The organism is Pyrobaculum sp. (assembly GCF_049971835.1).
In the GTDB taxonomy this organism is placed as follows: Archaea; Thermoproteota; Thermoprotei; order Thermoproteales; family Thermoproteaceae; genus Pyrobaculum.
In genome coordinates, this window is record NZ_JBMFKV010000057.1 from 1 (window position 1) to 11444 (window position 11444).

Consider the following 11444-nt stretch of genomic DNA (forward strand, 5'->3'; position numbering starts at 1 on the left):
CGCCAGCCTCCCCCAGCGCCCTCGCCGCCTCAGCCGCCACCCCCCAGAACCTGTCCTCCAGCGCCTTGCCCAGCGCCTCCACAGCCCTGGCGCTACCGTTTTTCTTCAACACCTCGATGGCTTGCAACCGGCAGTACACGTCCTCGTCCTCCACCATAGCCACCGCAGACTCCAGGGGGTACTGGAGGTCCAGCGCCTTCATGATCTTAAAAGCCGGGTCGACGCAGATATACCTCGGCTTGGCGGCCCCCAAGTGGAGAGTAACCTCCCTGTCGTCAAGCGGCACCTCCCTAACCTCCCTCCTCCCGTCTTCATAAACCACCTTCACCTCCAGAGGGAAGGTGTACACCGGGTAGCTGTCGTCGCCCTGGGCCTGCTTAACCTGAAGCCTCAGAGAGCCCTCGGAGTAGCTCCACGAGACTTTCAACACGGGGTGCCCCGCCGAGTACCAAAACTGCCTCCAGAACCACTCCAAATCCCTCCCAGCCGCCTCCTCGAACGCCTTCCGCAAATCCTCTATATCCACCGCCCTGTACCTATACCGCTCCAGGAACAGCCTAAGCGCCCTGCGGAACACATCGTCGCCAAGGAGGCTACGCAGGGTGTGCAACACGGCGGAGCCCTTCTCGTACGAATGCCTGTCAAAAACCTCGTCGGGGATTTTGTACAGATTGGTGACAATTGGCCGTGAGTACCGCCTGGAGTACTCCCCCAGATACGTCTTGAAGTTCGTGTAGATCTCGTAGAGATACTCATCCCGGCCCCTAGACGCCTCGGTCCACAAAGCCTCTACAAACGTGGCGAAGGACTCGTTAATGGCGATGTGGCCCCAGTCCTTCGCTGTCACCAAGTCGCCGAACCACATGTGGGCCATTTCGTGCGCCACAAGCGGATCGGAGGTGAAGTCCTCCTGCTCCGGGCAGGGGAAGCCGGTGTAGGGGCAGTGGGCGTGCTTGTCGTGGATAGTCCAGTCTGTGAGTATTGTGAAGGTGGTGTTCTCCATTCCGCCGTAGATAAACTCCGGCACCACCACCTGCGCGTAGCGCTCGTAGGGAAACGGCACCCCGAGGTACTCCGAGAAGAACTGCATAATTCTACACGTGTTGTAGAAAGAGTGGCGCCACTCGCCGCCCACGTACCTCGGCACATAGTACTCAAGCTCGACGCCGCCGCACCTCTCTCTATGGATTTCGAAATCACCCACGGCGATAGCCAGGAGATACGGCGACATTGGATGCCTCAGCTCCCACACAAAAGTCTGCCTATCGCCGAGGTCCCTCACCTCCACTAGAAGCCCGTTGCTACCAGCCACATAGGGCTTGGGCACGGTCACCGCCACGGTCCAGGGGAACTTCACATTAGGCGAGTCGGGCAGAGGCACCCAGTATCTGTTGTACTCGCTCTCCCCCTGCGTCCACACGTAAAACCCCTTCCTCTGCCCGTGCGGCTTTATGAAGTACATACCCGCCCTCGGCCTCGCCCTGTACGCCACGTAGACCTCGGCCTCCTCTCCCCTCCTCCAGCCAGGCCTAATCTCAATCCTCTCGCCGTCGTAGTAGTAGTCGTGGCTGGCTCCCAGAACCTCCATCTCCACTGCGTCGAGGACAACGGCCGCGCCGTCCTTCCTCGCCCTGGCCCTATATCGTACGGCCCCCTCCACCACGCCCCCCTGCGGGTCTATATTCACATCCAGGCGCATGTGGAGGATCTCGAAGTCGAATTCGCGGGGGTAGCGGGGTAGATATTCGGGAAAGGCGAAATCTCTGCCGGTGAGGTATTTCATAGGTGGGCAGATCCCCCTCTATTTAAGTAGTCAAACCGCAAAGTTTAAAAGAGAGGCGTTGGCAAGACGCCGTGCTGTGACGACGCTCGGCGAGTTGTTAATGGATATGAGGAGCAGGGTGGAGTATAAAGTAGCCTGGATGCTGTACACACTGGGGGTGGGGGGCCTCGCGAGGCTTCCAGACCTGAAAAAACTCTTCGCAAAGGCGATGGCCGCCAAGTGGTGTAGCAGAAAGGACAGAAAATTCTGCGAGGAGGCCTTCTACAGGCTGTACAGCTACGACATAGCCAAATACCTCCCCCACAGAGACCCCGTGTTGTTGCTGTCCCTAGCCCTCTACGACGTCGAGCGCGGAGACCACAACCTCACAACCCTGAAGGAATACGTCGAGAGAGGCGCCTTGCCCGCCGAGTTCGCCCTCCTCTCAGGCGTCGAGAAGATGGAGCATATATTCCAAATAGTGGCCGGCCTTCTAAAGACGCTGGGCGAGGCAACTCCCGACCTCATAGCAGTGGCCTGGTACGTAACTGCCCGCCGCCTAAGAACTGTGCCCGCTATCGAAAAAGTCAGAGAAAACGTTATACTCCAGGCGCTGTTGGTTGAGATGGAGAAGAGGGGGTACGTAAAGAGGGAGGGGCCCCGCTATATGCTTACGGAGGAGGGCGAGGCGCTGGCTCTGGAGATTAAGATACCGCCGGAGGTGGTGCGGCTAAAGGAGATGAAATACGTAACTCCTCTCTTCTACGCGCTTCTGAACGTGGGGGTTGAAACTTAGTAAAAAATTTACTCTTTTACAGCGCCGATTGAGATAAACGTCTTGGTCTCCTTAACGCCCTCCATGTTGTTTATGGAGTCCAGCACCTTGTCTAACACAGTCTCCTGGGTAATCACGGCGAGGTCGTAGTCCCCCGCGAGCCTCAGAGCCTTTTCAATAGGTAGCTTCTTGGTGGCGTCGTACACCTTGTCTCGGTACTTAGGCTCAATCTTCACCAAGATAATCACGTCGCTTGACTGCCCCTTCAGGAGCTTCACAGCCTTCTCTGTGATGTCCACGAACTCCCTCCCAGTCCTGACTAGTCCAAGCTCCTTAAGCCTCTTTAGGTGTATCGCAAGGGCCTGCCTGGTCATTCCCAGCTCCCTAGCAATCTCGTCTTGATCCCCGTACACCGTATAGACCCTCATTGGCTGAGCCCTCTGGAGCAGGTGGTTTAGCAATTGGTACTGCCTGTCTGTAAGCTTTACCTCCTCTGTCATAGTAATCCAGAGAATTTGAGATATATAAATGTATCGCTAAATTCAAAGCATTAATCAACTGTATTTATTTAGTTAAGAGCAACGGCGAGGAATACGGCATATACAAACCCTACGGCCGCTAGAGGGTCTATATATAAATCTTTCATTCCTAATGTAAAGCTGGCCAACCTTTAATTACCAGCCAAACCCCCCAGCCGTGAGACAGACAATATACATAATACTCCTCGCGGCCATGGCGCTGGCCGCCTTCATAGAGGTTAGGAACGACCTTGGCTACCCCATCCCCAACGCCACCGTCTGCGCCGCGGGGCGTTGCGCCGCCACGAACGCCACGGGGGTGGCGGAGGTGCCCACGGGTAGCCAGGTGGAGATATACCTCGGCAACCTACTGGTCTGGAAAACCTACGCCACGGGACACGACGTCGCCACCGTGAAGTACATCGACACGCTAGACATAGGGCCGTTGCCGGCGAGCGGGGTCCTCGTCGTGAAGATGGCTAAGCTGGCAAACGGCACCTACACAGACCTTGAGATACCTTTCACAAACAACACGCTGGCGCTGTCGATACCTGTGGGGAATATAAACTACCAGTTGGAGATATACATAACAAAAGTGGAAAAATATATACTGGAGAAGCCACTACATGTAAAAACTACAATATGGCAACCCCAGGTCGACCTTGTTAAACTCGGGCTGGTAAAGACATGTATCTTCAGGGCAAGGCCCCCCGTCACAGAGGTGGCGATATACAGCGGGCGGACTCCGGTGGCCGCCGGGGCGGAGGAGGTCGTTACATACATGCTCCCAATGGTCAACTACACTGGGGCCGCCGCGACCGAGGTGCGCACCCCCACTGGCGAGCCGTATAGATACGTCTTCAACCCATGGAGCCTCTGCAACAGCACCATCGTGGTAAACGCCACGAGGTTGGTAATCCGGGCGGTGGACTCCTTTGGAGCTGTTAGAAACGACTGGGCTGTGGTGGTCGCGGGGCAGGTATACAAAGGCCAAGCCGAGCTGTGGGTGCTACCCGGCGTCCCGTACACCGTCACGGTGGACGCCGGCTTCGCGAAGAAGACCTTTACAGTGGCCGCGAGCCACCCCTCAGAGGCCCTGATAGTCACGGTGGAAAACGCGTATCTAGTCATAACATATCAACAGCCAGCCAGGAGGGTGTACATAATAGGCAACTACACCACCAGCGCAACCATGCCGAGACGCGTCGAGCTACCCCCAGGCACCTACACAGTGGTGGCAGACATGGGAGATAGAAATCTGACGTACACAGTCACGCTGGCCCCCGGACAGACCGCTCAGCTCGCCATAGGCCAGCCCCCCGCCGCCGGCGCCGTGACGCAGACCCCGGCTTCGGGTGGTGGGGGGCCTGCCCTCTACGCCTTCTTGGCTGTGGCGGCGGTCATGGCCGCGGCGGCGCTCTACATAGTGGTCAAAGGGACTCCCCGCCGTCGACGATTAGCACGTGGCCGGTCACGTAGCTAGAGGCAGGTGAGAGGAGCCAGTACACAGCTTCAGCTGCCTCCTCGGGGGACCCCAGCCTCTTCAACAAAGTCCTCCCCCTGAATCCCTCCAGCCCCTCTTCGCTAATCCACGTGGTCCACCTAGTGGCGATTGGGCCGAAGGCCACGGCGTTTACCCTCACCGGGGCCAGCGCCTTAGCCAAGCTCCTAGCCAGCGCCGCCAGGGCTCCCTTAGCCGCGGCGTAGGGGATGCCGTAGCTGTCGCCGACGAGGCCCGGCGTAGAGGAGACAAGCACCACGGAGGCGTCTCTCGACAAGGCCGGGAGAAAGGCCTTCACTACGTTAAACGAGCCCACCATGTCAACTCTGAAGACGTCGAGGAAGTCGTCTCCGTCTAGCTCGGAAATCGGCTTGACCCACAGCCCCGGGTCTCCGTGGCCGTGGAGCAGAGCTAAGCCGTCCACCCGCCCCACCTCAGCCGCCGCCTTCCTGAGGCAGTGCAGGTCGAGGACGTCGCAGTTGCGGTGGACGTCTGCCTCGGAGGGCCGCCTCGAGATGCCGACGGTGAAGTCCCCCCTGGACTTGGCGATACGTACCAGCGCCGCCCCTATGCCGCCGCTGGCCCCCGTGACGACTAGCCTCATCTACAGGTCAGGGGCCTGCGGCAGCTCAGCCTCACGTCGATGTCGCCGCGCCTCGCCTCGGTCACCATGTCGTGGTGTTCGTCCCTCGCCCCCCGGATGAAGGAGCACATGTGCACTCCACACACCCTAACTTTGACGGCCCGCGCCCTCAGCCTCTCCATTAAGAGATCGGCCAGCCACTCGGTGAAGCGCTCCTGCATAATAGGCCTCGCCGCTGCCCACTTAACAAGCTTGATAACCTTGCTCAGCCCCGGCACCCCGTCTCCCGGGATGTACGCCACCGACACCCGGAGGAGGATGGGGAGTAGGTGGTGCTCGCAGACAGACACGGCGCCTATATTCTCAATAACCACAGGCCCTACCTGCGCCTCGTATTCCAGTGGGAAGAAAACCACCTCGGGAGGAGGCTCTCTAAGCCCCCGCGTCAGCTCCTCCATAGCCTTCACAAAGCGCCTAGGCGTATTGGCCACCCCCGGCCGGGAGAGGTCCTCGCCGAGGTGGAGAAGGAGGTCCTCGACGCCCTTCTCAGGCCTCGCCTTGGCCCTCTTCTCGGTAATCACGCCACACACCCCCGTTAGCCATATTTAAAACTAGCACCCGCCGCAGATCTCCCTCGCCCCCCACTTGAAACACCGCCTAAACGCCGAGGCTAGGAATACAAAAGCCTCCAGAGGCCTCTCCAGAGGCGAGAGAAGCACCTGCGCCCAGTCCACCCTGCCTAGCGCCCGCCGCGACCTCAACGCGGTCCTCGCCCCGTGCAGGAGGAAGAGAGGCGGGAAGAGCAGGGCCGCCGCCACCCACACCCAGTAGAAAACCAGCTCCACCCCCCAGAGAAGGGGGTTGCCCAGCCTCGCCGCCACCGCCTGCCTTATGAAAAACTCCCACGTCCGAGGCGCCGGGTCCATAGGCACCAGCAGGGGGAGCACCGCGACGTCGCCGGCTATTTTAGTCAGAGCCATGTCGTCGACGGGGCACCTCCTGAGCGCCTCCACGGCCTCGCGCCTCCGCTCCCCGGGCACCGTCATGGCGCCGCCGTAGAGAAACCGCGTGCGCCTCCATACCATCCAGTCGAGGCCTCTAAGCGAGAAGGCGTTCTGAAGCCTCCCCAAAACCCAGCGGTACGCCGTGGCGAACCTCCCGCACATACCCCTAAGAGCCTCTAGCCAAGGCCCCGGATGCGCGTCGTCGATAAAAACGTAGAGATCCGCGTCGACTGCCTCAAGAGCAGTGGCCAAAGCCCCCGACTTGCCGAGCTCCACATAGCGATTAGCAACCCACCTCAGCCCCGCCGCCTCCGCCCCGTCGACAACCACGTAGTCGACGTAGCCAGCGAACCTAGCCAGATCTCTGCCGCCGCGGGTAGGCACCACCACCGTCCTGCACGAGCCGCGGGCGGGCGCCCCAATTCTCAGCTCAGCCGCCAAATGCGCCACCTCGTACGCCACAACGGCGGCAACGAAGATCCAAAAAGCCAACATCAACAGGTACTAACCCCAGGGGATTTAAGCCTACGGCGCCTACGGGAACGTATATGATAAATAGTTGTTATTATTGTTACAGATATGATCAGGACCGAGGAGTACGGACTTGTTTTAAAAGAAGAGCGCCTTGAGGGCGGCCGCCGCGTTCTCGACATTCTCTGGGGGCCTCAGCACCCCTCCAGCGGCCACACCCGCTTCATAGTCGAGGTAGACGGCGACGTTGTGGTAAACGTCACGCCTGACCCTGGCTACGTGCATAGGACGATGGAGAAGCTCGGCGAGACCCGCCATTGGATTCAGAACATACCTCTCTTCGAGAGGCTCTCGCTTCCAGACGCCATAAACGTCACCTGGGCCTACTCCATGGCCATAGAAAGGCTCGCCAAATTTGACGTCTCTCCCCGCGCCGAGTATCTGAGAGTCATCATGGGGGAGCTCAGCCGCATCTCCACCCACCTCTACGACCTCGGCCTACACGCCATTATGATAGGCTCATCCACAGGCTTCATGTGGGGCTTCGGTCTGCGCGAGCTTTTAGTACAGCTGTGGGCCATGGTCTCGGGCTCCAGAACCACCCCCACCTGGGTCCTCCCCGGCGGGGTCCGCACCGCACCCCCTGACGCCTTCTACGAGCAGACCAAGGGCTTCCTCGACTACCTTGAGAAGAAGATAGATGAATTTGTCAGAGTCGTTGTCAAAAACCCTGTGGGCTACTACCGCCTCAGAGACGTCGGCTACCTCAGCAAGGAGGATGCCGCCAAGTTAATGGCCACGGGCCCCGGCGCCAGGGGCTCTGGCATAGACTGGGACGCCCGCCGCGCCTATAAATACGGCGTGTACCACGAGCTGGAGTGGGACGTCTGTGTAGAAGACGGCGGGGACTCCCTCGCCAGGACAATGGTGAGGCTCTGCGAAATTAGGCAGAGCGCCAGGATCATAAGGCAGGCCCTGGACAGAGTCCCCAGAGACGGCCCTCTAGTCGGCGAGGCGGTATTACACAGACTACCCCCCAAGCAGAGGGAGAAGGCTAACGAATACATTAGACTAGGCGCCCTGTTCACCGCAATGTTGCCCCAGGGAGAGGGCACCGGCGTCACGGAGGGGGGCAGGGGGAGGTACTACTTTCACGTACTTGGCGACGGCACCGAGAAGCCCTACAGAGTGAGGATATCCACACCCTCTTGGCAAAACCTCAGAGCCATGATCAAGGCATTCATAGGCTCCTGCCTCATGGACCTCCCAGCGATATACGGCTCCTTCGGCTACTTCCCACCAGAGCAGGATCGGTGACGGCGCAATATGGAGATCCGCGGCGCCACGCCGGCAACCAAGAGAGACAACATATTAATAACGACAAATTCGTAGAGCCATGGATCTCTCAACCCTAGTCCTCTCCCCCCGCCTCTGGTTTTTCATACTACTCTTCGCGGCGTCGGGCGGTATACTGCTGACAGTGGTGTGGTTCGAGAGGAAAGCCGCCGCGAGGGTTCAGATGCGGGTGGGTCCCCTTCACGTCTCCCCCCAGCTCGGCGGCTACCTCCAGCTACTGGCAGACGCCTTCAAGTTCCTCATCAGCGAGCCGATAGTGCCCCGCGGCGCCCACAAGATACTATTCGTATGGGGCCCCCCGATATTCGTAACCCTCGCCTTCGGCGCATCATTGCTCCTGCCCCTAACCCCAGACCTCAGACTGATAAAAGACCCCGCCCTCCTCCCATACGGCCTTGTCTTCTCCCTAGTCATACTCCTCCTAGTCTCCATATCAGTCGTCATCATCGGGTGGTCCGTCAACAATAAATTCGCCTACATAGGCGCCGCCCGCGAAGCCCTACTCGTCGCCGCCTACGAGCTACCCCTCATCCTCTCCTTCCTCGCCATGGCCCTCCTATACGGCACCCTAAACCCCCTGGAAATTGTGAATAAGCAGACAGCCCTCACAGGCGCGCTACTCAACCCCCTGGCCTTCCTAGTCTTCATAATAGTTGCCGCAATGGCCACCGCCAGATTCCCCTTCGAAATAGCCGACTACGAAGGCGACGTCGCCACGGGTCCCTACAGCGACTACGGAGGCGTGTTTCTAGTTCTCTCCTTCGCCGGCGGCACCTACTACGCCACCTTCTCCTACTCCCTCCTCGCCACCATACTCTTCCTCGGCGGGTGGGCCCTGCCGGGCTACGCGCCGGGGCCCTGGCCACACGACATAATCGGCCACCTCATACTCGCCGCGTGGGTGCTGGCGAAAACCACAGCCCTCATGCTGTTCTACGCCTTCCTGAGAGCCGCCATGCCCGTCCTCCGGCTAGACCACACCCTCGTCCTCGGCTGGCGCGGGCTCCTGGCGCTGGGAGTAGCCGCAGTGGCGTGGTCAGCCGCCCTAAGAGTCCTCGGGCTGGCGCCATGAGCAACGCCAAGCTAAGCACAATAGTCAAGGCGACGGTAGACGCCCTCGCGGTAGCCGCCAGGAACTTCATAAAGCCGGAGCGCATCACCATATACTACCCATACGAAAAGCTGGAATACGGCAGGATGAGAGGCTGGATAGGCCTATTGACAGAGAAGTGCACCTCGTGCATGCTCTGCGCCAGGATATGCCCCGCCAACGCCATCAAGATGTACCCAGCACCCAACACCAAGAGATACCCCGGCATAGACTACGGCAGGTGCATCATGTGCCACTTCTGCATCGACGTATGCCCCACAGAAGCCCTCTACCCAACCCCCATAAAAGAACTGGCCTTTTACGACTACAAAGAAATGATCTACACCCCCGACATGGAACGCGAACCCCCAAAAATCCAAGAACCCTACAAATCCGTCAAGGTAACAATAAAATACGAAGGCGGCATACCCAAAAAAGTCAGACTAGAGTAGCCGCCCCCATACACCGTCAGCAACAGCGGCGGCCTCGTGTACGGGGCCTTCGGCCGCGGGTGAGGACCTCCCCGGCGGGGCCGCGGCGGTACATAGGCTTCTCTGCTTGTGGCTATCCTCCTCGCATGTCCTCTCTGCGGCGTCTGACGCAGACGTGGGGTCTGCAGGTTTTCTAAATTTCTTCTTTTTCTGTCCGCCCCTCCTTTTTGTCATGTTCGGCTGGTTCGACCCGGCGGCGTTTATACTGCCGCTGATGCTTGTCAACGCCACCCACTTCATGTAGATGAACGGAACTGCGGCGGTCTACTACTACCAGCCCGGCCTCGCCTACGCCCCCGCCACGCCTCACGAAGACTCCTCTGTCTACATGTACCTGCAACAGCTGTGCAGGTTCGCGGCGGTGAAGCCGCTGAACCTGACGTATACAGACGGATATACGTACGTATACGCGGCCAATATATACTGCTCCCCCGACGGAATCCGCTGGGCGTGGCTGAGGTGGTTGCCGTTGCGCCTCACCGCATTTAGAGGCAACGTGACGTTTGTGAGGATCAACGCGACCGCGTACACTGCGGTGGGCGTTTTCAACGGCACGGCGCCCGAGGGCTGGTACAGCGACGGCGCCAAGGCGTTCAGACTGCCGGAGCAGGCCGGGGAGGCGGGCGGGGAGCTGGAGAGGCTGAGGAGGGAGGCGGCCGCGCTGAGGGCCGAGGCCGAGAGGCTGAGGGCGGAGCTGGCTGAGGCCCGCGCCGCCGCCAACGCCACGGCGCGGAGGGCGGCCCAGGCGGAGGCCGAGGCTGAGGAGCTGAGGCAGAGGCTGAGGCAGACGGCGGACCTCCTCGCGGTGTGCAGAAACCAGGTGGCTCAGCTGACCTCCAGCCTCGGCGCAACCAAGGCCGAGCTGGAGAGGGCGGCGGAGAGGGAGGCCCAGTTGCGGAGGGAGGCGGAGGCGCTCAGCCGCGCGCTGGCCGACAACAGGACGAGGCTGGCGGAGCTTGAACAGACGGTCGCCGACCTGGAGAAGAGGCTGGCCGACGCCGAGACGGACAAGTGGGTGTTCCTCGGCCTCGGCCTCACCGCGGCCGGCGTGGCTACGGCGATTACAGTGCTGGCTAGGAGGAGGGAGGCGGTATGAACGCCCTGGAGATAATCGCAATGGCCGTTGTATTCATGCTGTTCGCCTTCGCGGCGGCCGGGGCCTTCATGTACGCGCCGCCGAAGAGGCCCTCCCTCGACGCGCTGTACGTCTACTGGCCCGCCAACTACCAGGCCCTAGACAGGGGGAGGCTGGAGGCCTTCGCCCCCTACTCCGCCCTCCTCACCTGCCACCTCGTAGACCTCTCCGCGTGGTCCGCGAGGCGGATAAGCGCGGGCGGCGCCTACGGCGTCTCCTGGTGGGTAGCCGGGTCTAGATACGCGGTGTACTGCAGGTAGTTCAAAATCACCCGTTTTCCCCCCTCCCTCCATGGATTTCGAAAGCCTGGCGGCCCTCGCGGTAGTTGCGGCGGTCCTCTCGGCGGCCTACGCCGCGTTTTCAAACTGGCACGCCTCCCTCCAGTGCAAGGCGGTGCTCACCGCGGCGCAGGCCCCCTACTCAGCCCTGTACGCGCCCCCTCTGAGGGGCGAGCCCCCGTGCAGAGGGCTCAGGCTGAGAGACGGACTGCCCGGCGGAGGCGTCCCCGACCCAAACGGCGACACCGCCGTGCAGGTGGTCTGGGAGCCCGGCGGCTTCTACGTCCAGAGCTGGGCCGCCGGCCCGAACACAATAGTGGTGAAGATCGGGAGGCCGCAGTAGACCCAACCAGCTCGTAACCAGGCTTTTTTCCCGATTCAGGGCGGTTGCCAGCGCCCTCTTCCTACATCCTGGCGGGCGCCGCCACTAGCCACTTCTAAAAAAGGGAAGCGGACAGAACTGTTTTATGAGCGATGCGG

The 11444-nt window shown here is 60.5% G+C and carries 14 protein-coding genes; 8 read left to right on the forward strand and 6 right to left on the reverse strand.

Translation table 11 applies throughout. From position 1 onward, the window contains the following. A partial coding sequence (locus ACP5J3_RS06480) for a M1 family metallopeptidase (protein ID WP_428494925.1) occupies positions 1–1783 on the reverse strand: 1783 nt, incomplete at its 3' end. 76 nt (positions 1784–1859) lie between these two features. Between ACP5J3_RS06480 and ACP5J3_RS06485 the strand changes: the two genes are divergently transcribed. After that, positions 1860–2558: a hypothetical protein gene (locus ACP5J3_RS06485; RefSeq protein ID WP_428494926.1), complete on the forward strand. Its 699-nt coding sequence runs from the start codon at positions 1860–1862 to the stop codon at positions 2556–2558. Positions 2559–2566: 8 nt separating this feature from the next. Here the strand turns inward: ACP5J3_RS06485 and ACP5J3_RS06490 are convergent, their stop codons facing one another. After that, complete coding sequence (locus tag ACP5J3_RS06490) at positions 2567–3037, reverse strand: Lrp/AsnC family transcriptional regulator (RefSeq protein WP_014290071.1); 471 nt, start codon at positions 3035–3037, stop codon at positions 2567–2569. Between the two features lie 196 nt (positions 3038–3233). Between ACP5J3_RS06490 and ACP5J3_RS06495 the strand changes: the two genes are divergently transcribed. Then, positions 3234–4538 carry a hypothetical protein gene (locus ACP5J3_RS06495; protein ID WP_428494927.1) on the forward strand — a complete coding sequence of 435 codons (1305 nt, stop codon included), beginning with the start codon at positions 3234–3236 and terminating at the stop codon, positions 4536–4538. On the opposite strand, the gene ACP5J3_RS06500 is transcribed toward ACP5J3_RS06495, so the two are convergent. Genes ACP5J3_RS06500 through ACP5J3_RS06510 form a run of 3 tightly spaced genes read right to left on the reverse strand, consistent with a single transcriptional unit; the run spans position 4486 to position 6638 of the window. Beyond that, positions 4486–5160 carry an SDR family NAD(P)-dependent oxidoreductase gene (locus ACP5J3_RS06500; protein ID WP_428494928.1) on the reverse strand — a complete coding sequence of 225 codons (675 nt, stop codon included), beginning with the start codon at positions 5158–5160 and terminating at the stop codon, positions 4486–4488. The two genes, ACP5J3_RS06495 and ACP5J3_RS06500, sit on opposite strands and share 53 nt — an antisense overlap. Then, positions 5157–5720, reverse strand: a complete 564-nt coding sequence (gene folE, locus ACP5J3_RS06505) for a GTP cyclohydrolase I (RefSeq protein ID WP_428494929.1) — start codon at positions 5718–5720, stop codon at positions 5157–5159. Before folE ends, ACP5J3_RS06500 begins: the two co-directional genes overlap by 4 nt. A gap of 30 nt (positions 5721–5750) precedes the next feature. Further along, complete coding sequence (locus ACP5J3_RS06510) at positions 5751–6638, reverse strand: glycosyltransferase family 2 protein (RefSeq protein ID WP_428494930.1); 888 nt, start codon at positions 6636–6638, stop codon at positions 5751–5753. 84 nt (positions 6639–6722) lie between these two features. Between ACP5J3_RS06510 and ACP5J3_RS06515 the strand changes: the two genes are divergently transcribed. From ACP5J3_RS06515 to nuoI, 3 genes are all read left to right on the forward strand, one after another. Then, positions 6723–7931, forward strand: a complete 1209-nt coding sequence (locus tag ACP5J3_RS06515) for an NADH-quinone oxidoreductase subunit D (protein ID WP_428494931.1) — start codon at positions 6723–6725, stop codon at positions 7929–7931. Between the two features lie 79 nt (positions 7932–8010). After that, the gene (gene nuoH, locus ACP5J3_RS06520; RefSeq protein WP_428494932.1) at positions 8011–9042 is read left to right on the forward strand and encodes an NADH-quinone oxidoreductase subunit NuoH; all 1032 of its coding nucleotides are present in this window, start codon (positions 8011–8013) and stop codon (positions 9040–9042) included. Further along, positions 9039–9512 (forward strand): NADH-quinone oxidoreductase subunit NuoI, encoded by a 474-nt coding sequence (nuoI, locus tag ACP5J3_RS06525; RefSeq protein WP_428494933.1) that lies wholly within the window; start codon positions 9039–9041, stop codon positions 9510–9512. Before nuoH ends, nuoI begins: the two co-directional genes overlap by 4 nt. Here the strand turns inward: nuoI and ACP5J3_RS06530 are convergent. Further along, entirely contained in the window at positions 9504–9791 is a 288-nt protein-coding gene (locus ACP5J3_RS06530) for a hypothetical protein (RefSeq protein ID WP_428494934.1), read from the reverse strand. The genes nuoI and ACP5J3_RS06530 overlap by 9 nt on opposite strands. Positions 9792–9795: 4 nt before the next feature. Here ACP5J3_RS06530 and ACP5J3_RS06535 point away from each other — a divergent pair, with 4 nt between their 5' ends. From ACP5J3_RS06535 to ACP5J3_RS06545, 3 genes are read left to right on the forward strand one after another with little or no spacing between them, the layout of a single operon-like run. Further along, positions 9796–10647, forward strand: coding sequence for a hypothetical protein (locus tag ACP5J3_RS06535; RefSeq protein ID WP_428494935.1), 852 nt, complete (start codon positions 9796–9798; stop codon positions 10645–10647). Further along, positions 10644–10946, forward strand: coding sequence for a hypothetical protein (locus ACP5J3_RS06540; RefSeq protein ID WP_428494936.1), 303 nt, complete (start codon positions 10644–10646; stop codon positions 10944–10946). The genes ACP5J3_RS06535 and ACP5J3_RS06540 overlap by 4 nt, the downstream gene beginning before the upstream one ends. A 31-nt stretch (positions 10947–10977) precedes the next feature. Further along, complete coding sequence (locus ACP5J3_RS06545; RefSeq protein WP_428494937.1) at positions 10978–11307, forward strand: hypothetical protein; 330 nt, start codon at positions 10978–10980, stop codon at positions 11305–11307. Positions 11308–11444: the final 137 nt, after the last annotated feature.

Coding starts and splice junctions, on each gene's coding strand:
- ACP5J3_RS06515 (WP_428494931.1), top strand. CDS start 6,723: ATGATCAGGACCGAGGAGTACGGACTTGTTTTAAAAGAAGAGCGCCTT.
- nuoI (WP_428494933.1), top strand. CDS start 9,039: ATGAGCAACGCCAAGCTAAGCACAATAGTCAAGGCGACGGTAGACGCC.
- ACP5J3_RS06535 (WP_428494935.1), top strand. CDS start 9,796: ATGAACGGAACTGCGGCGGTCTACTACTACCAGCCCGGCCTCGCCTAC.
- ACP5J3_RS06500 (WP_428494928.1), bottom strand. CDS start 5,160: ATGAGGCTAGTCGTCACGGGGGCCAGCGGCGGCATAGGGGCGGCGCTG.
- ACP5J3_RS06540 (WP_428494936.1), top strand. CDS start 10,644: ATGAACGCCCTGGAGATAATCGCAATGGCCGTTGTATTCATGCTGTTC.
- ACP5J3_RS06545 (WP_428494937.1), top strand. CDS start 10,978: ATGGATTTCGAAAGCCTGGCGGCCCTCGCGGTAGTTGCGGCGGTCCTC.
- nuoH (WP_428494932.1), top strand. CDS start 8,011: ATGGATCTCTCAACCCTAGTCCTCTCCCCCCGCCTCTGGTTTTTCATA.
- ACP5J3_RS06510 (WP_428494930.1), bottom strand. CDS start 6,638: ATGTTGGCTTTTTGGATCTTCGTTGCCGCCGTTGTGGCGTACGAGGTG.
- ACP5J3_RS06490 (WP_014290071.1), bottom strand. CDS start 3,037: ATGACAGAGGAGGTAAAGCTTACAGACAGGCAGTACCAATTGCTAAAC.
- ACP5J3_RS06530 (WP_428494934.1), bottom strand. CDS start 9,791: ATGAAGTGGGTGGCGTTGACAAGCATCAGCGGCAGTATAAACGCCGCC.